Origin of the sequence: Fulvivirga ulvae (assembly GCF_021389975.1) — a bacterium.
In the GTDB taxonomy this organism is placed as follows: Bacteria; Bacteroidota; Bacteroidia; order Cytophagales; family Cyclobacteriaceae; genus Fulvivirga; species Fulvivirga ulvae.
Map to the genome: position 1 here is coordinate 235,855 of NZ_CP089981.1, position 26,538 is coordinate 262,392.

Genomic DNA, 26,538 nt, shown 5'->3' on the forward strand with positions numbered 1-26,538 from the left:
TCTGATTTTGTGAATCGGAATATCCTAAAATATAATGAAGCAAATAGCCCCTTACAAGCCCAAAAACAAAGTACGTATTGTTACTGCCGCCAGCCTCTTTGATGGCCACGATGCCGCCATTAACATTATGAGAAGGATCATCCAGGCCACCGGATGCGAAGTAATACACCTCGGCCACGACAGAAGTGTAGAAGAGGTAGTAAACACAGCTATTCAGGAAGATGCCCAGGCTATAGCCATGACGTCGTACCAGGGTGGACATACTGAATACTTCAAGTATATGCATGACCTGCTAAATGAAAAAGGGGCCGGACATATTAAGATCTTTGGAGGTGGTGGCGGTGTCATCCTTCCTGAGGAGATCGAGGAGTTGCACCAATACGGCATCACCCGCATTTATTCCCCAGATGATGGCAGATCAATGGGGCTGCAGGGGATGATCAACGATATGGTAGAAAAATGTGACTTCCCTACAGGTAATAACCTTAACGGAGAAGTAAAGCACCTTCCGATCAAAGATCCTAAAGCCATTGCACGCCTGATATCCGCCGCAGAAAACTACCCCGAGCAGTCCGCTCCCGAATTTGCAGAAGTGCACAAAAAGGCGGAAGCGGTGAAAATACCAGTGCTTGGTATTACCGGAACCGGTGGAGCAGGTAAATCATCGCTTGTAGATGAGTTGGTACGCCGATTCCTTATCGATTTTGAAGATAAAAATATAGCCATAGTCTCTGTTGATCCGTCGAAAAGAAAAACTGGCGGAGCCCTTTTGGGAGACAGGATAAGGATGAACGCCATCCGCAACAACCGGGTTTATATGCGCTCTCTGGCTACAAGACAGTCAAACCTTGCACTATCCAAACACGTGGCTGAAGCTATCCAGGTATTAAAAGCTGCCGAATACGATCTGATCATCCTGGAAACATCAGGTATCGGCCAGTCAGATACCGAAATCACTGACCACTCCGACGTAAGCCTTTATGTAATGACTCCCGAATATGGAGCAGCTACTCAGCTTGAAAAGATCGATATGCTCGATTTCGCCGACGTCATCGCCATCAATAAATTTGATAAAAGAGGCGCTCTTGATGCCCTAAGAGATGTAAAAAAACAGTACAAAAGAAACCACGGCCTTTGGGAAGTCAGTGACGAAGACATACCTGTATTTGGCACCATCGCATCTCAATTCAACGATCCGGGCATGAACAGGCTTTATAAGGAGATCATGGATGTGATTGTGAAAGAGACAGGAGCCGATCTGAACTCTACTTTTGAGATCAGCAACGAGATGTCAGAAAAGATTTTCGTTATTCCCCCTAAAAGGACCCGCTATCTTTCTGAGATTGCAGAAAACAACCGCAATTATGACAAGTGGGTTGAAGATCAGGGAGAGGTGGCGCAAAAGCTCTATAGCATCAGAAAGTCTATAGATACACTCAAAGAATCAGATATTGAAGATAAAGACCGCCTGATCAAAGGACTGGAAGCATCCTATGAAAAGGTGGCTCTTGATTTTGATCCCCGCAACAAAAAGATACTGGACGAGTGGCCTGAAAAAATAAGCAAGTACAAGGAACCTGTTTATACATTCAGTGTCCGTGGTAAGGACATCTCCATTAAAACGCATACAGAATCTTTATCACATAGCCAGATCCCTAAAGTGGCCGTGCCCAGGTATGAAGCCTGGGGTGACCTGCTTAAATGGGGCCTTCAGGAGAACTTCCCGGGAGAGTTCCCTTATACATCTGGTATCTACCCCTTCAAACGTGAGGGCGAAGACCCGACCAGAATGTTTGCAGGGGAAGGCGGGCCTGAAAGAACAAACCGCAGATTCCATTATGTAAGTCTGGATATGCCGGCAAAGAGGCTTTCCACTGCATTCGATTCGGTAACCCTCTATGGTAACGACCCTGATCATCGTCCAGATATTTATGGAAAAATAGGTAACTCAGGTGTTTCTATATGCTGCCTTGATGATGCCAAAAAACTTTATTCGGGGTTCAATCTGGCTGATCCTAAAACCTCGGTCTCCATGACCATTAATGGCCCTGCGCCTATGCTGCTAGGCTTCTTTATGAATGCCGCCATTGACCAGCAATGCGAGATCTACATTAAAGAAAACGGTCTGGAAAAAGAAGTGGAGAAGAAAATAAGCAGCATCTATAAAAATGATCAGCGTCCTGAGTATCAGGGTAAACTGCCCTCCGGCAATGATGGTCTTGGCCTTATGCTACTTGGCGTAACGGGGGATCAGGTATTACCAAAGGATGTCTACGAAAAAATCAAAAAAGAAACATTGAGTGCGGTAAGAGGCACCGTACAGGCCGATATCCTTAAGGAAGATCAGGCTCAGAATACTTGTATATTCTCAACAGAATTTGCCCTTAGGCTAATGGGTGATGTTCAGGAGTACTTCATCAACCGTAATGTAAGAAACTTCTATTCCGTATCCATCTCGGGGTACCATATTGCCGAGGCAGGAGCTAATCCAATTACTCAGCTGGCATTTACGCTGGCCAACGGCTTCACCTATGTGGAATACTATCTGAGCCGCGGAATGGACATCAATAAGTTTGCCCCTAATCTTTCATTCTTCTTCTCCAATGGTATAGACCCCGAATATGCAGTCATTGGCCGTGTAGCCAGAAGAATCTGGGCAAAGGCTATGAGAGAAAAGTATGGTGCGGATGCAAGATCTCAAATGCTAAAGTACCATATCCAGACATCAGGAAGGTCTTTGCATGCCCAGGAGATAGATTTTAATGATATACGTACCACACTGCAGGCATTGTATGCAATTTATGACAACTGTAATTCACTGCATACCAATGCTTATGACGAGGCCATTACCACGCCTACGGAGGATTCTGTCCGTCGTGCCATGGCCATCCAGCTGATCATCAATAAGGAGCTGGGGCTTGCCAAAAATGAAAACCCGTTACAAGGGTCATTTATTATAGAAGAGCTGACCGATCTGGTTGAAGAAGCAGTATTATCCGAATTTGACAGGATTACGGAAAGGGGTGGTGTACTGGGGGCCATGGAAACCATGTACCAGCGAAGCAAAATCCAGGAAGAAAGTCTGCATTACGAAACGTTGAAACACTCGGGCGAATACCCGATCATAGGTGTTAATACTTTCCTTAGCTCCAAAGGTTCTCCTACCGTAACACCACAGGAGGTGATCCGGGCTACCACTGAGGAGAAAGAATACCAGATAGAAATGCTGGGCAGGCTGCACAAGCATTATGATCAGACGGCAACAGAAGAACTGAAGAAAATCCAGCAGAGTGCTATTCAAAATGAAAACCTCTTTGAGGCTCTCATGGAGGCCTGCAAAGTATGTTCACTGGGTCAAATTACAGACGCTTTGTTTGAAGTAGGCGGACAGTATAGAAGAAATATGTAATCCCACAAAAAAAGAGGTTGTATCCAAAGTCCGGCTGGTAGGGGTTGCTACCGGTGAGACTTTTGATGCAACCCCTACCTTCATTGACCTGATGTCTTTCCCGGGCAGCTAGTTGAGATAGAAATTATTTTTATGTTGTCTTTCCTGCTCAAGTATAAATTTTTGATACTTCAAGCGTTCTCTTAAGAAATTCTCTCTTTTTTCCCGAGTAAGCAATTTCAAATATTTAAGCCTGTCTCCAATATCAAGATTCAACTCGTTGGCTATATCATGAATATTAAAATCAGCACCAACGTCGGTTATATTTTTAAGTGCCATAAAACTTTTAAACTCATCAGAAAACCTGGAACTGACTTGCAGCTGCTCATTGGCATTTAGCATATAAACCTTCCCCCCCGGGTATGGATAAGGGAGCCACTGATTGTAATATTTCGTTAGCAAAAAAGTATCCACACACTTAGTTACAATATCTGACTCCCCTGTATCGTAGCGTTTCAATATACCTTCAAGGCGCATCAAAGCCCCCACCCGATCAGTATTAAGTCCATGGGTATAATATATACCAAATTTGACATCTTTTTCTTCAACATCTTTTAAAAGCTCGCGGTATCTGAATTCAAATATATGTAATGGAATCAGCTCGTTGGGGAGGGGTAGGATTGATAAGGGGAAGACGGGTATTTCGACTAAATGCTCCATTAATTAACTAACATCCCCATTCAACTAAATGTTACGAGTCAATAACAAGAATACTCTTTGATAATGGTATTTTTGTCCGCTTTTTTCTATATTTCTAAAGATGCCCGTCAAGAAAGAGTATTATGAACATCTTGAAAAATCCTATTTTCCATTGCTAATCGCGAGGGAAAGTAGCAATCCCGGCCTATGGAACTGGAATGCTGAGCAAGACAGGATTATGTTGTCAGCAATATGCCGTGATATGTTTGAGACCCCTCACTCTCTCCTTAAAAGCTTAGATGACTTACTCAATATTGTTCATGAGGAGGACAGACCAGGTTTTAAACAAACCATAAATGATGCATTGAATGCCAATATCAGCTTCACTTACGAAGCACGGATCAAAACCCCATCAGGGACCTTAAAACTATTAACCTTCTCCGGAGATTGTATTTTTGATGAAGAAGAAAAAGTAGCGGGTATCTCAGGGATATGTATTGATTCTCCTAAAGACAAAACAAGATCAGTTGATAAGGCCTTATCTCAAAATGAAGAATTTACTTCAAAACTTTTAAAGTATTCCCCTAATGCCCTGCTCATACACACCCCTCAAGGCATTATTTTATATGTCAATAAAACAGCGGCTGACCTCCTGAAGGCGGCATCACGAGAGGATATCATCGGCCGTTCGATTCAAAAATTCGCAAAAAAAGAAAATTATGACATTACCAGGCAGCGAATACAATCAATATTAGAGACGGGTAGTGCCGCCCCAAAATTTGAGCAGGAGTTTGTTTGTTTTGATGGATCCGTCCTTACCGGCGAATCCATAATTGTTCCATTTGAATGGGAGGGCCAAACGGTTATTTTATCGGTGGTAAGAGATGTTACTGAACAAAAGAAATACTTTAATTCTTTAAAATCTTCCGAAGAGAACCTGAAGGAACTGATCAAAAATACACCGTTATCCCTTGCCATGCTGGATAAGGACATGAATTATGTGGCATGTAGCGCCAAGTACCTTGAAGACTGGTGGGTAAAAGACGAGGAGATGAACATTGAAAAGATTGTAGGATTAAACCACTACGAGATATTTGAAGATGTAAGGGAAGACTGGAAGCATTTACATAAAAAATGCCTGGAAGGGGCTACAATTCTGAAAGAAGATGATTTTTTCATCAAAGCAGATGGGAAACGTGAGTGGATCCGTTGGCAAAACACGCCCTGGAGGGATTTTGACGGCACCATTAAAGGCATCATCATGTTTTCAGAGTTTATAACAGAGCGTAAGGAAGGCGAAGAACTGATTAAGGAAAGTCAGGCTAAGCTCAGCACCATACTGGAAAACCTACCGGGTATGGTTTATGGCTGCAAAAATGATCCCGACTGGACCATGAATTTCGCCAGTAACGGCTCTACTGAGCTGACCGGCTATTCGCCTGATGAGTTTTTGAGGGAAAATGATCCTATCTCATTAAAAAAAATTACCCATCCTGATGATGTAGACTATGTCTGGAGAAAAATAAGAGAGGCCCTTGAGCACCGGGAGATCTTCGAAATTCAATACAGAATATTAACCAAAAGCGGTGATATCAAGTTTATGTTTGAACGGGGACAGGGGATATTCGACAAAAATGGCAAAATGCTGTCCCTCGAAGGTATAATACTGGATGTTTCAAAGCAAAAAGCCATAGAAGACCGGCTTAGGAAAAGCGAAGCCAATCTTATTGAAGCCCAGCGGGTGGCAAGTCTGGGTAGTTGGGAGTGGCATGTGGATAGCCATGAGCTGCTATGGTCCGACGAATACTACAGAATATGTGGGTTAGAACCCGGTAAAGTCACTCCGTCATTTGAATATTGCATAGAGGTACTGCACCCGGAAGATAGAAAAAAAGCAAAGGAAGCATTTAATTATGTATTGCAAAAAAAAAGAACCCTGCCAGCTAGACGCCCGGATCATCAGAAAAGATAATGAAGTACGGTATGTAACCTACAGGGCAGAGCTTACTACTGACAAGGATGGCAAGGCAGTGAAAATGGTTGGATCAATACAGGATATTACTGATAAAAAGAAGGCTGAAGTAAACCTGAAGGAAAGTGAAAATCGCAACAGAGCACTGCTTAGCGCCTTGCCCGATATCATTTTTATATTAAACATTGACGGGACTTATCTACACTGCCAGGTATCGGACCGGTCCACACTTCTGCTTCCTCCACACGAGCTTGTAGGCAGGAACGTCAAGGAGTTGTTTGCTCCGGAACTGGCTGCTCAGTTCCTTGCGAAGTTCAGGGCCGCTCATGATGATAATACCATTCAAACCCTTGAGTACTCGATCAGTATCGACGGGGAAGAAATGTATTTCGAGGCAAGAATTGTAAAATATAAGGCCAGACAGGTCTTTGCTGTCATTCGTGACATAACCAAGACCAAAAAAAGCGAACTGGAGGCCAGGGAGTCAGAAAAAAGGTTCTATAAAGCTTTTCATATCAGCCCGATTCCCATTACAATATCTCATATCGAAAATGGTGAGCTGCTTGAAGTCAATGACAGGTTTCTGCAGTTAGTCAATATGCCCAGGGAAGAAGTAATCGGCTCATCGGCCATTGACCTTGGCTTTTGGGCCGATGACGGCGACCGCAATGCCTTTATAAGTGAGCTTAAAAGAGAAGGGAGGGTAAACGGTTTTGATGGCCGCCTGCGAACGCGGGACAATGGCATCAGGGATGTAATCCTTTCCGCAGAGTTAATCAGCATCGACAACAAAAACTGTATACTATTGATGATCTTCGATATCTCTGAGCGAAAACAGGCTGAGAATGCGCTTATCAGTCTTACTGAAGAACTAACTGCCTCCAACCACGAATTGAGACAGTTTGCGTATATCACATCTCACAATCTGCGTGCTCCGGTTGTTAATATAGATACTCTACTCCAGTTTATAGATAAGGAAAACCTCAATGCCTCTGGGAATGCGGAGGTTCTGGATAAAATAGAAATCTCAGTAGATCAGTTAAAGTCTACACTCAATGATATTATTCAACTTGTAGCGGTAAAGGACAACCGCTATGAACCCGATGAAAAGATTTATTTTGAAGAAGTTTTTGACATTGTTACAACCAACCTTGCATCACAAATTGCAAGCTCCGGAGCTGAATTAAATTTTGATTTCCAGGAAAAGTACATTATGTTCAAAAAACCTCTCCTTGAAAGCATTGTACAAAACCTGGTTTCCAATGCTGTAAAATATAAAAGTGACAAACCTTTACATATAGATGTTAGAACTTACAATAAAGGTGAATACATTTGCATGTCCGTAAAAGACAACGGTAAAGGAATTGATCTTACGCTCTATAAAGACCGCCTGTTTGGCATGTATCAGAGATTTCATGAAGATACTGAAGGTAAAGGTTTAGGCCTTTATATTATCAAATCTCAAATTGAATCTATGGGAGGAGAAATAGAGGCTGAAAGTGAGCCCAACGTAGGATCCGTTTTTAACGTTTACTTTAAAGTACATAAAGACAAGAATTGACGAGGATGATGGCTAAAGTGAATAGCATTGTAATTATAGATGATGATGACGTTTCTAATTTCATCTATAAAAGGGTTATAGAAACGACAAAAGCTGCAGATAAGATCACTACGTTTATCAGGGCGCGTGAAGCGCTGGAATACCTTGAAGAAACCGCCCAATCCTCTCCGGATGAATTTCCTGATATTATTTTTCTGGATATTAATATGCCTGTTATGAATGGATGGCAGTTTCTGGAAAAATATCAAACCAGCTTCCGGTCCAACCTTACAAAAAGACCCATCCTGTGTATGCTCAGCTCATCTGTATATCAGGAAGATATCACCAAAGCCTATACATATGCTGATGTAAAAGAATATATCTCAAAACCGCTTACCAGCCAGATAATGAGTAACCTGATCCAAAAACACTTTAGCTGATCTTAACATTGTTTAACCATTGCTTATGGAAACCCTTTAACATCCGGGAATTTCAGCTTAATTTTAACCAGATATCTCATTACTCAATACTAATATCTCAATACTAAAACATGAAAACCGTTACTAAAACAAGATACGTATCAGATTATGAATATGAGGCTACTAACTCACAGGGTCTCAAAGTAAAGATTGATATGAAGGACCAGGGCAAGGCTGACCAGTCTCCCATGGAGTTGGTTTTGTCGGCTCTTTCAGGCTGCGTGGCTGTTGAAGTGGCCCTCATGATTAAAAAAAGAAGAAAGACCCTGGTAGATTTCGTCATTGAAGCGGAAGGAACCAGAAGAGATGAAACTCCCAAATATTACACAGATATACACCTTAAATTTATCCTCACCTCTCCTGATGCAAACGAGGAAGAATTGAAAAAGGTAACAAAACTTTCACTTGAAAAGTACTGTTCTGTAGCCTCTTCGCTAAAAGCCAATATTACTTTTAGTACTGAAGTGGTCAGAAGTTAAACTGCATCAAACAATCCTTTGTTGATTATTTCTCCATTGAGTATGGTGGTATGAATAAGGTTTGAACCAAAGGCATACGGCATATAAGCATACGATGGTATTTCATTGGTGATAAAAACATTAGCCACCTTACCTTTGGTAATGCTACCATACTCATTCTGAAGCTCGAGGGCATACGCTGTATTGATAGTAGCTGCATTAATAGCTTCCTCAGGAGTCATTTTCATTTTTATACATGCCAGGGACAGCATCAATGGCATATTTCCGCAAGGGGCACTTCCCGGGTTATAGTCCGTAGCCAGCGCTAGCGGCAGGCCTGCATTGAGCATGTCCCTTGCCGGTGGATAAGATGTACCAAGAAAAAATGCAGCACCAGGGAGCAAGGTAGGCATAACATCCGTTTGCTGAAGTGCCTTGATCTCCTCTTCACCCATGGCTTCCAGGTGATCTACACTCACTGCTCCCGTCTTCACACCTACCTGTACGCCACCAGATATATGCAACTGGTTGGCATGGATTTTAGGCTTCATCCCATACTTCTTGCCGTGTTCCATAATATCTTCAGTCTCTTCTGGCGTAAAAAATCCCTTTTCACAAAAAGCGTCGATATAGTCAGCAAGCCCTTCCTCAGCAATAGCCGGGATCATCTCCTCCTTAATGAGTTTGATATAATCATTGCGGTCAGTATAATCCTTAGGTATGGCATGTGCTCCCAGAAAAGTAGTTTTTACCCTAAGCGGACTGCTCTCTCCTACTCTTTTAGCCACACGCAACATCTTAATTTCATCTCTTGTCGTAAGCCCATAACCACTTTTTATTTCAACTACCCCTGTACCAAATCTGATGATCTCCTGGGCACGGATCATGGCGCTTTCAAAAAGCTCGTCTTCAGTAGTTTGCTGAAGTCTCTTGGCAGAATTAAGAATGCCCCCACCCTTAGCGGCAATCTCAGCATAAGACATACCCTTTATCTTGTAGACAAACTCTTCCTCCCGGCTCGCGGCAAAAACCAGGTGAGTATGTGAATCAACAAACGATGGAAATACAAACCTTCCGGAAGCATTGATCACTTCATCGGCATCCACAGCCGGCATATTGTCCATGTATCCAAAATCTGCTATTTTACCATCCTTCAAGTATAAGAAAGCATTTTCGATTACCGGCAAATCGGCCATACTCTCTCCAGCCACCCATTTCAGGCTGGTGTTTCTAACCTGCACAAGACCTTTTATATTCTGAATAAGTATTTCCATACCACAAAAATAAAAAAGGCTGATACTTCATGGTACCAGCCTTCGCATTTATTTCAATATTTTATATTATTTACCGAATGCCTCTACAGAATAATCAAGATTAGTACTGTATACAGGGAAGCTGATCTTGATCAGTGCATAAAAGCCCTGCCCCTTAACACCGGGCCTGATGCCAACCTCTCCGCCATAACTCCAGCTCAGTGTTCTGTTAAATTTACCATCAAGGCCGGCTCTAAAACCAAATATACTGGTATCAAGCACATCAGATGAGAATGTCCTGCCATCCACACGAATGTCGTCAAGACCTACTGAAGGTGCAATAATAATATCGAAGAAAGCCGTGAGGATAAGATCATCCACACCTTCCTGGTATTTGTTGTCAAAATCAACAGCTACATTACGGATCCAGCTCATTGATCCTCCCAGGTACAAACCTGCCACATTCATGCTGGTAAAAACTTCCAGATCTTCGGGCTCTCCATTAGCATCCTGACCTATTGGGATAGGCCCTCCCAGGTCATCCTTAAAAACTTCCATTGTTTTATCCTGAGCGTCCAGCAATCTGTTCACATCAATAGCGGAATCAAAGAATAGGCCTCCTAGTCTGGCACCATATATTTTCCTTACTTTGCAAGGTATTTCAGCACTTAAAGGTACACGTGAAGCCCACTTGTCTCCTTTATAGCTTTTTCGGTACAGGAACATCTTTGTTTTTGAGCTCTCATCAAAATCCTTGACATGATAAGTACCTCCAAACTCATAATAATTAAGGATAGCAATCTCATTGGTCACTTCACTGTTCTTATGAGCAATATCCCTGGTAAGGTCAAACTTCCTCGAATAAGTTTTTCTTGCATGTGCCCTGAATTGCATTTTATCTTTATGAAAGTAAGTTGCTTCCAATCCAAAACCTGCGTTGACGTTGGCTTTCCATAACTCACCGTAAATAGGCTGAAACTGCACAAAAAGTGTATTAATGGCATACGGCTCATCATACAGTTCTTCGTACGTTACAGGCTGCTGGTCATTTCTTTTTTGCGCATGCGTGGCTATAGCTGCAACAAGAAAAATTGTAGAAAAAATGAGAGACTTTTTCACTGTGATCAAATTAAAAAATAGGTTTACCAACCGGACACAAGTTAATCAAAGATATAAAAATAATAAAATTTGCGATACAAAAGCGATTTTTTTCATCTATACCAATGGCCCGTGTTATCGCTTCATCCTGCAATATATGCATTTTGAAGCGGGAAGGTAACTAATATTTAAGGATTTGCACGGTTCCGCTTCGTGGCAATTCCATTTTTTTGATAATTTGCAGCCCCATATAATTCGTGCAATGAAAATAAGAAGAAAGACCAGTCAATGCTTCAATTGCGGCTATACGCTTGATCAGGTTTACAACTATTGCCCAAACTGCGGACAGGAAAACAATGATAACAACGTCTCTTTCGGAACCCTTGCCGGTGATTTTTTCAGTACATACTTCGCAGTGGACGGCACTTTCGGAAGAAGCGTAATGCCTTTCTTTTTTAAACCGGGCTTTCTTACTAACAGATATATTGCCGGTCAAAGGGTCAGTTATGCACACCCTCTCAGGCTATACCTTATTATAAGCTTGTTCTACTTCTTTGTGTTTGCCATGGTAGGTAACAAAATAGTTGCTGATCAAAGTGACAATCAGTCAATCATTGGAGACAGTTACAGCATCAATGACATTGACGAACTTGACCGGGAAACCCGGAAAAAGCTTAAGAAGCTGGTGCCTGACTCAACTTTAAACAAAATGAAAGAAGAGCTTGAAGGCGAAGACCTGAAAAACCTTCAAAAAGTAGTTCATGACAATCTCTCCCGGGAAGATATAGAGTCGTTAAAGTCGGAATTGACACCAGGCCAGCTTGTGATGCTGGGAATTTTCGTACCTGACAGTCTGCTCGCTACTGTACAGGTTCAGGATTCTTTGACCATAGCAGATACCACTGCCACCGAACAGGCCAAGGCCACACTTACTGATAAGGAAAAGGATGCTTCAATATTTGTACAGATAGACTGGAAGCTGATCTCAAAGCTTAAAGACAATCGTAAAATCAGTGACCAGCAAATACTGGACTCAATGAATCTTAAAAACCCCTCTCCTTTTGAGGAACACATTGCCATGCAATCGATAAGGGTAATGAGGGCCGGTAATGAGCAGATTGTGGACTATATCCTTAAAAATCTGCCATTGATGATGCTTATCCTTATCCCTATTTTTGCTTTAACTCTCAAACTTCTGTATATCCGCCGGAAAAAGAACTTCTACATTCATCACCTCATACATGGGCTTCATTTACATTCTTTTGCCTACCTGGCTTATGGATTGTGTCTTATGATCATGATCTATGCTATTGAAAACGAAGGCATGCAGACTACGGTCGGGTTCATCGGTTTCCTGATCGTATCTGCCTATGCGTACTTCTCATTTTTGAGAGTATACCAACAGCATTGGTTCAAAACGCTGATAAAATTCAACATTGCCGGATTTATCTATATGTCCTGTATTAGTATATTCCTGACATGTGAAATGCTGCTTTCAATGTTGTTTTACTAGCCGGCTTGTATTAACGGTGATTGGTGAAATTTAGGGTTGCCTTGTATCACAGTCCTAATTTCTGCATATCAGTGGTATGTCCTTACCGCTGCAGGTCATTTTATAAGGTGATGTTTGTCAGGGTTCTACCCGGTCATATTTTAACGGGTATAGCATATTTGGAATTGCATCAATCAGTGCGTAATTGGGTTGTTGAAGAAAATCTAACTATAGGGTAGTTTTACTGCACGAAAATAATGAAGCACATGCTATAAACCCATTACCCGATCTGCTCAACCTCCTCCATGGTATAGTGAACAAAGCACCTGCCCAGCTCTGTAAGCTCATACTGCTCCGCGTCATCGAAGGCTGATTTATATTTGCCGTTTTTGGGTGGTTTGGTGGCTGGTTTCTCACCTTCAAGGTATGTACGCTTTTTAACCTGACGGATGATGCCACCAGTACTCAGGTCGCGGATGAGTAGCTTGTAAAGATCCGCTTCGATGGAATCTTCGGCAGGTACTATACTACTAATGTTACCCCAGATTTGCCTGCGGGTTATACTTTGGTGTTTGTAGACTTCTCTGATCACCATAAAATGGGTTTCATGATAGGTCTTGATCCAGTCAATGAACAAGCGAACCATGTCGTCGGTGGACATGGTAGATGTAGAAGCATTGGTCAGCAGTCTGCGGATGCACTCTTTCTTCTCAATAGTCTCGGCGTCGTTCCATTCTTTGAACCCCTTTCGCACAAGGCTCTGGTACTCATCGCTGGCTATCCTTTCCTGAGCATCTGCTCCGGCACTTTCAATTTTATCGAGTATCCTGAAAATAACATGAGCAAGTTCCTCTATCTTCCTTTGGTGCTCTTCCATCCATAGCCTTTGCAGGTCATTGATCCTCCCCTGCTCCCTTTCCGCATGGAATGCAGAGCCAGCGCCAATAAACCCTCCTATCCAGGGTATGTTACTGAGCGCGGAAACAATAAACCGCGTGAGCCTGGCTTTCTTTTCCTGGTCATTAATTTTTGCGAGTTTAGATTTCAACTCCTCTATAGAGTCAAACGCCAAAGTTTCTGAGGTATTTACACTCATGGCTGCAAGGTACGGGATAAATTAATAATAAATAATGAAAGGAAGTTTTACACCGGGCCGGTGAAGCCCGGTGCATGATGGTACTACTTAAGCGAAGCCAACACTTCGTAGTTAGCTTTAATGATGTCGTCAGCTACGGATTTATCTACAGCTGTTGATACAAATAGGGTCTCAAACTGCGAAGGAGGCAAATAAACGCCATGTTCAAGCATGCCTCTGAAATACTTTCCAAACAGTGTCGTATCGGAGGTTTTGGCAGAAGCAAAATCGGTTACTTTCTGGTCCGTAAAGAACAGGCTAACCATAGAGCCCAACTGATTGATGGTATAGTTCAAGCCCAGTTTGTCAAGGTTTTCCTGAAAACCGGCAGCAATGTATGAGGTAGTGTCTTCCAGCTGCCGGTAAACCTCCGGATGATCATTGAGGTGGTTTAGCATCGCCAGTCCAGCAGACATGGCAATGGGGTTTCCTGAAAGTGTGCCCGCCTGATAAACAGGTCCTGAAGGGGAAACATAATCCATAATTTCGGCGCGGCCTCCATAAGCTCCGACAGGCATTCCTCCTCCAATAATTTTGCCCATAGTAGTAAGATCAGGCCTTACACCGAATAGCTCCTGTGCACCACCTTTAGCCAGACGAAACCCTGTCATGACTTCATCAAAGATAAGCAGGATACCCTCCTGATCACAAAGGTCACGCAAGCCTTGCAAGTATCCTTCTTCCGGCAGCACGCAGCCCATGTTACCTGCTACAGGTTCAAGGATGATGGCAGCAATATTGCCATTATTCTTGGCTGCCAGGTCTTTTACTGCCTGTAAATCATTGAATGGGGCTGTTAAAGTATCTTCTGCCGTTCCTTTGGTAACGCCGGGACTGTCAGGCGTACCCATAGTGGCTACCCCGCTACCTGCGGCTATCAGGAACGAATCTCCGTGCCCGTGGTAGCAGCCTTCAAATTTTATCATTTTATCGCGGCCGGTAAAGCCTCGCGCCAGCCTCACTGCCGACATGGTAGCTTCCGTACCGGAGTTTACCATCCGCACTTTTTCTATGGAAGGCACCATCGAGGTTATCAATTCAGCTATTTCAACTTCCTTAGCCGTGGGTGCTCCAAATGACAATGAAGATTTTACCGCTTCCGTAACCGCTTTTTCAATAGCTTCATTTCCATGCCCCAATACCATTGGCCCCCATGAATTGATCAGGTCAACGTATTTGTTACCATCTTCATCATACATGTAGGCTCCTTTGGAGGACTTAATAAATAAAGGGTCCCCTCCTACGGCTTTAAAAGCTCTTACAGGTGAGTTGACCCCTCCCGGAATGAATTGCTGTGCTTTTGAAAATAATTCTCTACTTCTTTCGATCTTCATTTTTATCTTCTTCTAATTCGTATTTTACTTCAAGGCCCTCGTCCCCAAATTCCAGGATAGGAACAAGTTTGTTGTCCTGAGAATTTTGGAAGCTATATCCTATTGTTAAATGTCCTTTTAAAAGCTTTTCTTTATCCCAACCTATCTGGAAATATTTCCCATACTTGTCGAGGCTATACCCTACAAGATGCATCAGGTCATAACCCACCTCGGCATGTGGAGTTGGGGGCACCTTATGTTTCTTTACATACTGATCTCTGAAAATCTCATAAGCATCCGTTTCTTTATGCATGTACATGGGTGCGTATAGTACGGCACCCAAACGGTAATAAGCCTCATAATTGATTACCGGCAGGTCCAGCCAGTCAGCCGAACCGATGACCATAATCGAATCTCCCCGGGTCTCTACGGCACTAATCACTTTGGTAGAGATCAGGTCATTATTTGATGCCACAAAGATATAACCGATACTATCCGGTGCCAGTCTTAGCCTGTCTTTGGCGTCATCCGATGCCATGTCCTTGATTTTTCCGCTGGCAACCAGGATATCCAGGACCTGACGGGTTTCGTGCTTGCGAATTTCCCTATTGATGATAATTTTAAAGCCTTCTTTTTCTATCCTTTGCTTGAAAGCATGTGCAAGTGTAGAATCCCTGCTATCCTCTCCATAAAATATGATACCCGTTTTCCGCCTCGCGTTTTTAGCCACGTATTCAGCCATTTTTCGCCCCATGGTTTCATTGGTAGGGTGTAGAAGAAACGAATAAGGATTTACCCCGATCACATCAGAATCGGTTGATAGCGGGTTGATCATATTAATTTTGTTCTTGAACGAAAAATCCTGCACGAGCTCTCTCGGTTCGGAAAAGAAGGGGCCCACTATCAAGTCCATACCTTTCATTTCCTCCCTGGCGAGTATTCTTGCCGTTGCTGCGCTGTCTCGCTTGGTGTCGTAAGCAAACAGCTCCACTTTAATACCCTGCGCCTTTAAGGTGTCCATAGCCAGTTGCATCCCCTGATATATATCCAGGATCAACTGGTTTATCTTCTTCCTTTCAGTAGGCTCCAGGCGGTTCATCAGGAACGGGAACAACACTGCAACCTTATACCTGTCTTTAAAAACCGACTCATCAACCTTTACCAAATCCAATCCTTTTTTATCGAGATTAAATTTAGTAATCAGCTCGTCAAGCAATTCCTGGTCCTGGTTTACAAGGGGCTGTTTAGCTATTTTCATAGCCAGAACCTCTCCTATGGATTTTTCTTTCGGATGGTTTTCATACATCACTTTCAGGGCTTCCACATCTTTTATTGCCGAAAAAGTGTGGTATTTCAGGTTATAGATGTTTTCCTGAAAGGTTTTGTCCTTTATTTCAGTCAGCACGTTTAGACCCTGATTGTACTCAGCCGCTTCGAAATATATCTTTCCCAACCAAAAGTTAACCTCTGGCATTTTAGACCATTTCGGGAAATATGATTTGATCTGCAAAAACATATTTTTCGCCAATGGCGGATAGCCATCTTTGTAAGCCGCTACAGCATAATAGAATGACGAATAGGCAGGGAACGGATTGCTCTCCACCCGCTCAAGAAGTGGTTTAAAAGCTTCCATGGCCAGGCTGTATTTCCCATCATTAAACAGCTCCTTGGCGTGAAGGTACTGTTGCTGATAGTTTACCTGAGTGTAAGCTTCAATCGTAATAAACAACAGACAGACAACTACTAGTATTTTTGACAGTTTCATTCTCATGTTAAAATTCGTATAAACCAGTATCGGACTTTGCCAATCCATTATGAGTTGACAATACTTAGCCAATGATTTAAGGGTGTATTATTCCCACTCTATGGTGGCCGGTGGCTTGGAGCTGATATCGTAAACAACCCTGTTAACCCCTTTTACCGTATTGATTATTTCGTTAGAGACATCGGCCAGAAAATCATACGGCAGGTGGCACCAATCTGCAGTCATCCCGTCGACACTGGTCACAGCCCTCAGACTTACTACCTGCTCGTAGGTACGCTCGTCACCCATAACTCCCACGGACTGGATGGGCAGCAGTATTGCTCCTGCCTGCCATACCTCATCATAAAGCCCGGCTTTTTTAAGGCCATTGATAAAGATATGGTCTACCTGCTGCAGTATATGCACTTTCTGTGGCGTGATATCGCCCAAAATCCTGATGCCTAACCCAGGCCCCGGAAATGGGTGCCTTCCCAGAATATTCTGATCTATTTCTAATGTTTTACCTACCAAACGCACCTCATCTTTAAATAGTGTGTTCAGCGGTTCCACAACCTTTAACTTCATAAAATCGGGCAACCCGCCCACATTGTGGTGCGACTTGATGGTTGCAGACGGCCCTTTAACAGAAACCGATTCAATCACATCAGGGTATATGGTGCCCTGCCCAAGCCATTTGACATTCTGGATTTTATGGGCTTCATCGTCGAATACCTCGATAAACACTCTTCCTATGGCCTTTCTTTTGTCTTCAGGATCTGTTAACCCTTTAAGCGCATTATAGAATTTATCTTTAGCGTCAACACCTTTCACATTCAGACCCATGTCCTTGTATGAGTGAAGAACATCTTCAAATTCATTTTTCCGCAACAGGCCATTGTCAACGAAAATACAGTGCAGGTTTTCACCTATGGCATGGTGTATCAATGTAGCTGCAACGGATGAGTCAACACCTCCGGAAAGGCCCATTACTACTTTGTCGCCTCCGAGCTGCTCTTTCAGCGAAGCCACAGTGGTTTCCACAAAAATATCGGGAGTCCAGTCCTGAGAGCACCCGCAGATGTGCACTACAAAGTTTCTCAACACCCTTTTACCTTCAAGACTGTGGGTAACTTCCGGATGGAACTGAATACCATAGGTCTGTTCATCCTTCTTCTTAAAAGCAGCAACCCTGACCGATGAGGTACTGGCAATGATATCATAAGCATCTGTCAGCTCAGATATAGTATCACCATGTGACATCCACACCTGTGAGTCTATGGAGATCTCCTTCATCAGCTCATTGTGTTGATCGACTTTAGAGAGTTTTGCACGACCATACTCCCTTATTTCGGAAGGCAACACATTACCTCCGCTTTTCTGGGCCATCAATTGAGCTCCATAGCATACACCCAGTACGGGCACCTTGCCACAGTACATATCAATGTCTACATCGGGAGCATCTTCCTGCCTTACTGAGCACGGGCTACCTGAAAAAATAACACCTTTTATGTCGTCGGTAAGCTGTGGAGGATTGTTGAATGGGTGGATCTCACAATAAACGTTGAGTTCTCTTACTCGCCTCGCTATGAGCTGAGTATACTGGGAGCCAAAGTCCAGGATCAATATCTGTTCTGCCATGCTGCAAAAATAGTATGCCCGATGTGGAAATACTATTAATTTATAAAAAGATGCTTGACACAAAAATTGTGGAGCTGGTTACACATTTATAAGTGTTAATATTAATTTAAACCTTGTTAACATTGTTGGCACAATTTTTACTTCTTAATAAGAAAAATAACCAAAGTTTATGATGCGAAAATTTATACATCTCAGCAGCAGCACATTGCTTTTAGCAGTTCTCGTGATATTCTCTTCATGCGATAAGAATGACAATTTCACACCTTTCTTTTCAGTAGAAGATGACAAAGCACTGGGAGCGCAGGTAAGCCAGGAAATTGCAAACGACCCTTCATTTGACCTGATTGCTCAAAGTGAAAACCAGGAGGCTTATGCATACATCAATGGTATGGTAAATGAAATACTTAGCAGTAATGAGGTAGCTTACCGCGATGAGTTTGTTTGGGAGGTGACTCTGGTAAATGATGACGACGTATTAAACGCTTTTGCCACTCCCGGGGGCTATATCTACGTTTATACCGGACTCATAAAGTATCTGGAAACTGCAGATGCCCTGGCGGGAGTACTTGGTCACGAAATAGCACATGCCGATTTAAGGCACACCAGCAGGAATTTGCAGAAACAATATGGTGTTTCTCTTCTTCTGAGCATTGCTCTGGGCGAAGATCCTTCAGCACTGCAGGAAATTGCCGGGCAAATAGCTGGCACGGTTGCAGGACTAAAGTTCAGCCGTGAATTTGAAGCTGAAGCTGATGATGAATCGGTACTATACTTAGCTGACACCAAATATGCGTGCAATGGAGCAGCCTTTTTCTTTGAAAGCCTGCTGGACGAAAACCAGGCTTCTCCTCCGGAGTTTTTGAGTACTCACCCCAGCCCCGAAAACAGGGTTGCCGATATTAACACTACTGCTGATGAGGCAGGATGTGACACCACTCTGGCAACAGACACTGATTATGACGCATTTAAAGCATTGCTATAAAGTTTATTATAATAAAAAGCCGGTTAGGATTTCGAAATCTTAACCGGCTTTTCACAGCAGTTAGCCCGTTACTTCTTTAAGCCGGGTTCCCTTTCTAAAAACTCATCATACAATTTCGTTTGTCTACTTTCCAGCGGGATTTTCCAGCCTTGTATGAACAAATGCCTGACCTGTGTTTCGGTTTCAAAAGGATCTCCATCAGCAACAAACACATTGGCTATTTTTCCTTTTTCCAAAGAACCCAGTTGGTCCGCCACTTCAAATATCTCGGCGGGTACAATGGTAATAGCTTTCAGGGCCTCCTCTTTGCCCATACCGTAGGTTGCTGCAAAGCCTGCATTGTATGGCAGGTTTCTGACATTCTCAGTATCAGCAGTTTTTATGGCTACCTTTACTCCTGCTTTCTGCATTATACCAGGGTTAGCATACGACCTGTCGTACCGATCGTACTCTCTGTTAGGAATACTCAGTACAGGCCCTGCTATAACAGGTATCTTAGCCTCAGCCAGCTTTTCAGCTACTCTCCAGCCTTCGGAAACCCCACTAAAAACCACCTTGATATTTTTATCTGCCACCCAATCAATTGCTGCTTTTATGTCATCAGCGGCATTTACTTCCACAAGCAAGGTTTTCTCTCCTCTTACCACCGGCAGTAAGTTTTCCATCTCAGGATAATACTGCATTTCTTTTTTGCTGTCTTTCACACGGATGGCAGAATCTATGCGGTAATAGGCTACGGCTTTGTCCCAGGCGTCGTTGAGCTGTTTCAATGCTTTTTCTGCATCCTTTTTTATATCTTCTTCTGACCTGCTATCCCACCGGCCACGCTTACCAGTCGATGGGAAATTCAAAACTACGGCTTCGAAACCAGCATACATCTGATCCGGGGTGTAGCCATGCAGGTTTACCAATGCAGCAGTACCAGGAAACAAGCTCCCGTCAGGAACAGCCAATGCAGTAGTAACTCCACTTATTCTGGTTACGGGTATCAGTACGGAATTAGGGTTAACAGCAGTCAGCGCCCTCATCTGAGGGATAACATCTCCTACTTCATTATAATCACGGGTACGGGCATCGGAGCCTACTTCGGAAAGCCCCAGCCTGGAGCCTCCTTCGATCATACCCGGGTAAACGGAAAGGCCTGTACAGTCAATCACCTCAGCGCCTTCGGGGACCGTAACATCTTTGCCCAAAGCAGAGATTTTGCCATCCGCAATGATCAATGTGGCGTTGGAAATTGTGCCATTGGTAATGGTAACCAGATTGGCATTCGTAAGGGCAAATGTTCCGGTTTTCCCCTTTGCATTTTGAGCCTCAGCCAGTTGGGCTGCCAGTAAGATCAGACCAAGAAATATATATTTAAAATTCTTCATGTCTCTCTGCATTATTCGTGAAATAAAAATTCAGCGTCTTGCATGCACCTGTCTCCGGCATGCCCTGTGCCATGTAGTGTAACATCAATAGTTTCTTTAGGATCTACATAGATACGCATATCATCCGGATCATTCTCTCTGTCAAACTCTACCACGCCATCTACAATGGTCATCATCGGGATGGTATAGATCGATAACGGATGGTTTTTAAAGATGGCAATATCACCATCCTTGCCCTCTTCTATAGAGCCTACCCTGCTTTCTATACCCAATTGTTTTGCAGGATTGATGGTAATCATGGAGAGCGCGTCATTGTCTGACAAGCCGCCGTATTTCTGGGTTTTGGCAGCTTCATGGTAAAGGTGTCGGATCAGCTCTCCGCTATCGGAGTTGATGGATGTTACTACACCATTTTTGTGTAGAATAGTAGCATTGTAGGCCGTAGAGTAATACACTTCGAACTTATAAGCCCACCAGTCAGAAAATACAGATGCCATAGCTCCAAACTCCGCCAGTTCAGGCGCTACTTTAAAACCCTCGTTAACGTGCTGAAAAACAAGTTTTTTTATACCAAAGTCTTTACACACCTGCATGAGCATATAGATCTCATCAGCACGGTATGAGTGGCAGTGTACGATGATGTCACCTTTCAGAATATCAGCCAGCGTTTCAAGCCTGAGGTCATATTGGGGAGCTGTACCTTTATAGCCTTTCTTGCTTTTGCCTGCGTTGTATTCATCCCACGCCTTCATGTACTGTCTCGCTTCTGAAAATGAACTCCTGAAAACGGCCTCAACACCCATTCTGGTGCGCGGTACGATACCATTACCTCCCCCATGCACTCTGGTAGGATTCTCTCCCAGGGCAAACTTTATCGTTCTCGGGGCTTCTTTCATTCTTAGCGCATCAGGATCAACAGTGCCATACCTGTGCTTAATGGTTTCGCTTTGGCCGCCGATAGCATTTGCAGAGCCGTGCAGTGCATGGGATATGGTCACCCCCCCGGCGAGTGCCCTGTAGATAGAAACATCCAGCGGGTTGATGGCGTCACCGGTCCAAACCTCTGCGGTAACAGGGCTGGTCGCTTCATTAACGGCATCCAGTGCAATATGCGAATGAGCATCAATAATCCCCGGCATAACGTACATGCCGGTGGCATCTATGGTTTGCGCACCCTTTGGGGTACTTAACCCTTTTCCTATCTTGCTAATGACACCATCTTTAATCAGCACGTCAGTAGCTTCCATTGTGCCCTTGGTGATAGTCAGCACCGTACCGTTCTTGATCAATACCGTTCCTTTTTGCTGGGACTGCACTGCCTGGGAAAAAAGGAGTAGTAAAACTATTGCTATATATTCTTTCATTGCTAAAATACTTTTAGGTTATTTCTCAGGAGATCTTTCTCCTTCTATTGGATAGCTACCGTAGTCTCCGGCGGTCATTGTTCCCTCAAATGAGCCCTCTTCTACTGTTACGATTACCTCAACCAAAACTGCGTTACCTTCAATGACCACAGTAAAAGAAAAAGACAGTTGATCGCCGTCCACCGAGATGTTGGACAGGTCATTGGTATCACCGCTTATGGTGCTGCTTATGGTGCCGGAATAATCGCCCTCTTCTCCATTAATGACGATATCTCCGGTGTGTACCCCCTGTGGAGTTTCAGTATTATATGTCCATTTTCCAGTCACTCTAACGGTCTCTCCATTCTTTTTTGGAACGGGCTCATCCTTGTATTCAAATATCTTACCATCCACAAAAACATATTTCACTTTTGATTCCTTATCAAAATACGATTTATCCGTGATCACAAGGTTCGCTATTTTACCAATGTCCAGCGTGCCCATGGTGGACGAAAGCCCTAGAAGCCGGGCAGGTGTGGTGGTAAGTGCCGAAAGAGCGGCATCTTCGCTCAGGCCATTTTCAATAAGTTTTGAAAGGTTACCTTTAATATCCCGGGGTTTAGCTTCGAATGTTGAGAAACCAAACTCTACCCCCTGACTTTGGAGTAATGCGGGTTGTTGATAGTGTTTTTTGATCGTCTCATCTTTCCGAGCTTGTAATCGTTGTTTTTCAGGATCTTTATCGGCTTTCAGCTCTACATTCTTATCCGTAGTTTTGGTTGTATCCGGCATGCTTTTTTCCTCTTTCATTTCGGGCAGATCGAGTGATAAAAACAATTTGGCACCGGAATTTTTAAGTTTTTCTGATATGTCCCATCCTTGCTTTATTTCAGCCAGCATCAGATTGAAGCCCAACTGGCTCTTCAGGTCAATTACGCGTTGTATTGACAGTACATCTTCTGCTTTAAAAACCACCGGAATTTGTTTATCAATAACCGGGTAAAATGCCTCAAGAACTCTGTCAGAAGATGGCCTTTCCATTCCTGTAGCATCTTGAATGTACCTTGCCTTATAAGCCTTGGCCTGTTCTGCCTGCCTGTATAGCTCACGATATTTGGCCATAACTCCGATCACCGTATTGGGGTATATACCCGGAGCTCCTGTCAATTGGCTAAACAGGGAAGCCTGTTGTTTGTAAACCATGGCATCGGGGCTTTCTCCGGCATGCAGGATGATGGCGCCCTGACCGGGCAACATTCTGCCATGAGGCACTACATGGGACACGGCAAACCCTAACCTGCGCATTTCATCTACTGATTTATCATTCGGGTCGAGCATATTGCGAACATCGCGCTGTGGCTCTATTCCGGCAATATCATTAGGCGGGTTGCCGGGATCCTTAACTTTATTCTCTTCTTCTTTGGGCTTTGGCACGCCGGTATGAGACAATCCATCTATAAATCCGGCGTATACATACATGGTATCAGCCTTAATTATTCTTGCCTCGGCAGGAATTTCAATATTTTTACCAACGGCTGTAATAATACCATTTTTGATAACCAGCACCCCGTTATCTATTATCCTGCCCGGCGCCTGGACAATGCGTGCATTTTTAATGGCGTACGTACGTGTGACCGGAGCCAATTCACTGCTCTGCCCCAGGGACGTTAAGTAGGACAGCGCCGGAAAAAGCAATAACAATGCCCTGCGCATAAACACTAACTTTGATCCTGTCATTTACTCAATTTTTTTAAAAATTATAATAGAAATAAGGATAGGAAAATTAGGTGCACATATAAAGTGATTAATATACGAACGGTTGTAAAACATTAAAAAACAATACGCGCTTTCTACAATTCAGTACGTTCATCATACGGTTGAGTACCCTGGCCTGTGTAAAGACATGATTAATGATGATCATTGTATAGCAAGAGAAGGTAAAACAAAGTCAAAAACATGAGCAAAGGTCAAAAACTCAAAAACACGATGAACCTGAAAGGGTTCCTGAAAAGGACAGGACTTATAGCGGTCATCCTGTCCTTTTCATTCCATGCTTTTAGTCAAAAGGTCGTCATCAAGTCAGAGGACAAAGTAGTAATCACTGATAATAAACACATCAGGAAAATCTCTACTTCCAATGGCCTGCAAAGCTTCAACATCGAGTACAAGGGAGAAATCGAAGTAACGGATGATGATAAGGACATTAAATCCATATCTCCGGGTGGATATCTGGAAATAAGCAAAACTACTTTTGGCAGCCGAAGGTCAATTTTAATAGAGGCTACACCAACCGGACTGCGCAGGGAGTACTACGAGGGACGGACAAAGACTAACTATGAGCCCGGTGGCAAAAAGTGGCTGGCTGAAATACTTCCCGAGGTGCTAAGGTCTACAGGTATAGCGGCAGAAAGCAGGGTTAACCGGTTTTACAGGCAGGGAGGGGTAAATGCAGTAATGAATGAAATCTCATTGCTGGAAAGTGACTATGTACGGTCAATATATGGCAAGTTACTTTTGAAAAAGAATGAGCTCTCTGACAATGACCGGATAACCGCGGTCAGGAGTTTATCAAAGGTGATTAGCTCTGATTATTATCTGTCGGAGATGCTCAAAGACAACTCCGCCGGTTTCCTGAAAAATGACAAAACTGCCGAGGCTTATTTCGATGCTGTTTCAAATATTGGAAGTGACTATTATTCGGCTGAAGTTTTAAAAGATGCACTAAGGGAGCATAAGGCTTCGTCTACTTCTATTTCTAAAATTATGAAGGCCAGTAAAAGTATTGGCTCGGACTATTACCAGACTACTGTACTGAGCAATGTACTGGAGCAGGAAAACATTGACGGACCTGTACTGGCCGAAATCATTTATTCTACAAGAAATATTGGATCGGATTATTATCAAACTCAAATACTGAGCAAAGCTCTCGAAAAGCGTGAATTATCTGATGAATCGTTTATCACAGTGCTGGATGCCATTTCAGATGTAAATTCCGACTACTATATGGCTACTGTATTCACCAAGTTGCTCGACAATAAGCTTCATGAAAATGTGAATACAAAACTTATCATACTGGTAGATGAAAAAATGTCGTCTGACTATTATGCTTCGGCTGTACTCAGTAAGATAGCAAAAGAACAGGACCTGAATGATCAGACACTCGAACGGCTGGCATCGGCCATCTCTAAGCTTGGTTCATCAAACTATGCGGCTGAGGTTATTAAAAAGGCAGCGGATTCAAGAAATGTATCAAAAACCACCCTTCTACCTCTGATAAAGGCTGCTGGCTCCATAAGCTCAGACTACTATGCTTCAAGTGCACTGCAGTCATTGGCCCCTCATGTCAAAGCCAGCGACAAGGAAGTAAAGGATGCCTACAGGGCTGCTGCAAAAAACATTAGTTCGGATACCTACTATGGGCAGGCTATGCGTGCCATAGATTAAGCCTGAGCTTTAACAATAAGATCAGGTATGTTCAGTAACAACAAACGTCTGTAATAGCTTCAGAATAATCAGTTAATTGATTATTTTGAGGCTATTATGGCAAAAATTCTCAACGGGTTAGTCTCAGATTATATGCGTAAATTCTGGTTGGGGTTTGTCATCTCCACAATCGTAGGCTTCATCTACTTTCTTTATTTATTTTACAGTGAAGAAGGTTATTTGCCTACGGTCGCTAAAAATTATCCTTATTTACTGGCCAGCATTATCACGGCCAACATTATAGCTGTATTCATTTACAAAACTGATGTATTTCTTAACAGAAGGCTGCCCTGGCAGGAGCATCTTTCGGCCAGGCTGATGATAGGGCTTCTTAAAAACCTTTTGATCTCCATCGGCGCCATATTTCTATCGGGAAGCATATTAGCAGTCATTGAATTTGACGGATTCGACTTTGATTTTTTATGGGTGTTGTACTCTGATACTTCCATTAAGCTGATTATCATTACGCTGATAGCGATTGTTGTATATTCCCTGATTTACTTTGCCCTGTTTTCATACAACCAGTACGCGGTGGTACATATAAATGCTGTTAAAAATCAGCGCAAGCAGCTCAAGCTCCAGTTTGATGCACTTAAAAGCCAGCTTAGCCCTCATTATCTATTCAACAGCCTTAATACCATTTCCTCATTGGTTTTCAGGGACCCGTATCTGGCGGAGGATTTCATACGCAGACTTGCCGCCACGTATCAATATATACTGGATAACAACCAGCGACAATATGTTACACTACAGGAAGAGATTGATTTTGTGAAATCGTATAACTATTTGCTCAAAGTACGGTTTGAGAACAGTCTTCACCTTGATATTAATCTTCCCCCAAACATCATGGGAACCAAAATGCCACCATTAACTTTACAAATGCTGGTAGAAAATGCCATCAAACATAATGTAATCACCAGAGATCAGCCCATGAACATCTATATCAGTGCTATTGATAACACAGATATTAAGGTCACAAATACCAAAACCCGTGTGCCTGCACATATCAATTCGTTTCATGTCGGGCTGGATAATATCAAAAAACGGTACAGGTACTTTACCCATAAAGACATCAGAATAGAAGATGGTAGTAAATTCACGGTGAAATTGCCTGTGATTAAAGATGAGTTATCCAAAACCGGCTGACC

The 26,538-nt window shown here is 43.1% G+C and carries 19 protein-coding genes; 9 read left to right on the forward strand and 10 right to left on the reverse strand.

Features of this window, described 5'->3' with window-relative positions:
- Window positions 1-34: 34 nt before the first annotated feature.
- A complete protein-coding gene (locus LVD17_RS01000; protein WP_233764103.1) occupies window positions 35-3,409 on the forward strand; it encodes a methylmalonyl-CoA mutase family protein in 3,375 nt (1,124 codons plus the stop codon).
- Between the two features lie 108 nt (window positions 3,410-3,517).
- Here the strand turns inward: LVD17_RS01000 and LVD17_RS01005 are convergent, their stop codons facing one another.
- Complete coding sequence (locus tag LVD17_RS01005) at window positions 3,518-4,108, reverse strand: LON peptidase substrate-binding domain-containing protein (RefSeq protein ID WP_233764105.1); 591 nt, start codon at window positions 4,106-4,108, stop codon at window positions 3,518-3,520.
- A 100-nt stretch (window positions 4,109-4,208) separates the two neighbouring features.
- On the opposite strand from LVD17_RS01005, the gene LVD17_RS01010 reads away from it, so the two are divergent.
- From LVD17_RS01010 to LVD17_RS01025, 4 genes are all read left to right on the forward strand, one after another.
- The gene (locus LVD17_RS01010; RefSeq protein ID WP_233764107.1) at window positions 4,209-6,059 is read left to right on the forward strand and encodes a PAS domain-containing protein; all 1,851 of its coding nucleotides are present in this window, start codon (window positions 4,209-4,211) and stop codon (window positions 6,057-6,059) included.
- Window positions 6,001-7,620, forward strand: a complete 1,620-nt coding sequence (locus LVD17_RS01015) for a PAS domain-containing sensor histidine kinase (protein WP_233764109.1) — start codon at window positions 6,001-6,003, stop codon at window positions 7,618-7,620. Before LVD17_RS01010 ends, LVD17_RS01015 begins: the two co-directional genes overlap by 59 nt.
- 5 nt (window positions 7,621-7,625) lie before the next feature.
- Window positions 7,626-8,039 (forward strand): response regulator, encoded by a 414-nt coding sequence (locus LVD17_RS01020; RefSeq protein WP_233764111.1) that lies wholly within the window; start codon window positions 7,626-7,628, stop codon window positions 8,037-8,039.
- A gap of 110 nt (window positions 8,040-8,149) precedes the next feature.
- Window positions 8,150-8,557, forward strand: a complete 408-nt coding sequence (locus LVD17_RS01025) for an OsmC family protein (protein WP_233764113.1) — start codon at window positions 8,150-8,152, stop codon at window positions 8,555-8,557.
- Here LVD17_RS01025 and hutI read toward each other — a convergent pair.
- Complete coding sequence (gene hutI / locus LVD17_RS01030; RefSeq protein ID WP_233764115.1) at window positions 8,554-9,810, reverse strand: imidazolonepropionase; 1,257 nt, start codon at window positions 9,808-9,810, stop codon at window positions 8,554-8,556. The two genes, LVD17_RS01025 and hutI, sit on opposite strands and share 4 nt — an antisense overlap.
- Before the next feature lie 66 nt (window positions 9,811-9,876).
- Window positions 9,877-10,908, reverse strand: coding sequence for a hypothetical protein (locus LVD17_RS01035; protein ID WP_233764116.1), 1,032 nt, complete (start codon window positions 10,906-10,908; stop codon window positions 9,877-9,879).
- Between the two features lie 241 nt (window positions 10,909-11,149).
- On the opposite strand from LVD17_RS01035, the gene LVD17_RS01040 reads away from it, so the two are divergent.
- Window positions 11,150-12,400 (forward strand): DUF3667 domain-containing protein, encoded by a 1,251-nt coding sequence (locus LVD17_RS01040; protein ID WP_233764117.1) that lies wholly within the window; start codon window positions 11,150-11,152, stop codon window positions 12,398-12,400.
- Between the two features lie 259 nt (window positions 12,401-12,659).
- Here LVD17_RS01040 and LVD17_RS01045 read toward each other — a convergent pair whose 3' ends face one another.
- The 4 genes from LVD17_RS01045 to guaA form a co-directional block, all read right to left on the reverse strand.
- Window positions 12,660-13,475 carry a hypothetical protein gene (locus tag LVD17_RS01045; RefSeq protein WP_233764118.1) on the reverse strand — a complete coding sequence of 272 codons (816 nt, stop codon included), beginning with the start codon at window positions 13,473-13,475 and terminating at the stop codon, window positions 12,660-12,662.
- An 83-nt stretch (window positions 13,476-13,558) separates the two neighbouring features.
- Window positions 13,559-14,848 (reverse strand): glutamate-1-semialdehyde 2,1-aminomutase, encoded by a 1,290-nt coding sequence (gene hemL / locus LVD17_RS01050; RefSeq protein ID WP_233764120.1) that lies wholly within the window; start codon window positions 14,846-14,848, stop codon window positions 13,559-13,561.
- A complete protein-coding gene (locus LVD17_RS01055) occupies window positions 14,829-16,598 on the reverse strand; it encodes an ABC transporter substrate-binding protein (protein ID WP_233764121.1) in 1,770 nt (589 codons plus the stop codon). Before LVD17_RS01055 ends, hemL begins: the two co-directional genes overlap by 20 nt.
- Window positions 16,599-16,679: 81 nt before the next feature.
- Window positions 16,680-18,209, reverse strand: coding sequence for a glutamine-hydrolyzing GMP synthase (gene guaA / locus LVD17_RS01060; protein WP_233764125.1), 1,530 nt, complete (start codon window positions 18,207-18,209; stop codon window positions 16,680-16,682).
- Window positions 18,210-18,381: 172 nt separating this feature from the next.
- On the opposite strand from guaA, the gene LVD17_RS01065 reads away from it, so the two are divergent.
- A complete protein-coding gene (locus LVD17_RS01065) occupies window positions 18,382-19,191 on the forward strand; it encodes a M48 family metalloprotease (RefSeq protein WP_233767999.1) in 810 nt (269 codons plus the stop codon).
- A 68-nt stretch (window positions 19,192-19,259) separates the two neighbouring features.
- On the opposite strand, the gene LVD17_RS01070 is transcribed toward LVD17_RS01065, so the two are convergent.
- Genes LVD17_RS01070 through LVD17_RS01080 form a run of 3 tightly spaced genes read right to left on the reverse strand, consistent with a single transcriptional unit; the run spans window position 19,260 to window position 23,644 of the window.
- Window positions 19,260-20,564: an amidohydrolase family protein gene (locus LVD17_RS01070; protein ID WP_233764126.1), complete on the reverse strand. Its 1,305-nt coding sequence runs from the start codon at window positions 20,562-20,564 to the stop codon at window positions 19,260-19,262.
- Window positions 20,565-20,575: 11 nt separating this feature from the next.
- On the reverse strand, window positions 20,576-21,928 hold the full coding sequence (locus LVD17_RS01075; RefSeq protein ID WP_233764128.1) for an amidohydrolase: 1,353 nt from the start codon (window positions 21,926-21,928) through the stop codon (window positions 20,576-20,578).
- Window positions 21,929-21,946: 18 nt separating this feature from the next.
- Window positions 21,947-23,644, reverse strand: coding sequence for an amidohydrolase family protein (locus LVD17_RS01080; RefSeq protein WP_233764138.1), 1,698 nt, complete (start codon window positions 23,642-23,644; stop codon window positions 21,947-21,949).
- A gap of 219 nt (window positions 23,645-23,863) precedes the next feature.
- On the opposite strand from LVD17_RS01080, the gene LVD17_RS01085 reads away from it, so the two are divergent.
- Both LVD17_RS01085 and LVD17_RS01090 read left to right on the forward strand, forming a co-directional pair.
- The gene (locus LVD17_RS01085) at window positions 23,864-25,351 is read left to right on the forward strand and encodes a hypothetical protein (protein WP_233764139.1); all 1,488 of its coding nucleotides are present in this window, start codon (window positions 23,864-23,866) and stop codon (window positions 25,349-25,351) included.
- 96 nt (window positions 25,352-25,447) lie between these two features.
- Window positions 25,448-26,536: a sensor histidine kinase gene (locus tag LVD17_RS01090; RefSeq protein ID WP_233764141.1), complete on the forward strand. Its 1,089-nt coding sequence runs from the start codon at window positions 25,448-25,450 to the stop codon at window positions 26,534-26,536.
- The last annotated feature ends 2 nt before the right edge of the window (window positions 26,537-26,538 follow it).

Coding starts and splice junctions, on each gene's coding strand:
- LVD17_RS01045 (WP_233764118.1), bottom strand. CDS start 13,475: ATGAGTGTAAATACCTCAGAAACTTTGGCGTTTGACTCTATAGAGGAG.
- LVD17_RS01010 (WP_233764107.1), top strand. CDS start 4,209: ATGCCCGTCAAGAAAGAGTATTATGAACATCTTGAAAAATCCTATTTT.
- LVD17_RS01055 (WP_233764121.1), bottom strand. CDS start 16,598: ATGAGAATGAAACTGTCAAAAATACTAGTAGTTGTCTGTCTGTTGTTT.
- LVD17_RS01005 (WP_233764105.1), bottom strand. CDS start 4,108: ATGGAGCATTTAGTCGAAATACCCGTCTTCCCCTTATCAATCCTACCC.
- LVD17_RS01080 (WP_233764138.1), bottom strand. CDS start 23,644: ATGACAGGATCAAAGTTAGTGTTTATGCGCAGGGCATTGTTATTGCTT.
- LVD17_RS01025 (WP_233764113.1), top strand. CDS start 8,150: ATGAAAACCGTTACTAAAACAAGATACGTATCAGATTATGAATATGAG.
- LVD17_RS01075 (WP_233764128.1), bottom strand. CDS start 21,928: ATGAAAGAATATATAGCAATAGTTTTACTACTCCTTTTTTCCCAGGCA.
- LVD17_RS01070 (WP_233764126.1), bottom strand. CDS start 20,564: ATGAAGAATTTTAAATATATATTTCTTGGTCTGATCTTACTGGCAGCC.
- hutI (WP_233764115.1), bottom strand. CDS start 9,810: ATGGAAATACTTATTCAGAATATAAAAGGTCTTGTGCAGGTTAGAAAC.
- LVD17_RS01065 (WP_233767999.1), top strand. CDS start 18,382: ATGCGAAAATTTATACATCTCAGCAGCAGCACATTGCTTTTAGCAGTT.
- LVD17_RS01040 (WP_233764117.1), top strand. CDS start 11,150: ATGAAAATAAGAAGAAAGACCAGTCAATGCTTCAATTGCGGCTATACG.
- LVD17_RS01000 (WP_233764103.1), top strand. CDS start 35: ATGAAGCAAATAGCCCCTTACAAGCCCAAAAACAAAGTACGTATTGTT.
- LVD17_RS01090 (WP_233764141.1), top strand. CDS start 25,448: ATGGCAAAAATTCTCAACGGGTTAGTCTCAGATTATATGCGTAAATTC.
- LVD17_RS01085 (WP_233764139.1), top strand. CDS start 23,864: ATGAGCAAAGGTCAAAAACTCAAAAACACGATGAACCTGAAAGGGTTC.
- LVD17_RS01020 (WP_233764111.1), top strand. CDS start 7,626: ATGATGGCTAAAGTGAATAGCATTGTAATTATAGATGATGATGACGTT.
- guaA (WP_233764125.1), bottom strand. CDS start 18,209: ATGGCAGAACAGATATTGATCCTGGACTTTGGCTCCCAGTATACTCAG.
- hemL (WP_233764120.1), bottom strand. CDS start 14,848: ATGAAGATCGAAAGAAGTAGAGAATTATTTTCAAAAGCACAGCAATTC.
- LVD17_RS01015 (WP_233764109.1), top strand. CDS start 6,001: ATGTATTGCAAAAAAAAAGAACCCTGCCAGCTAGACGCCCGGATCATC.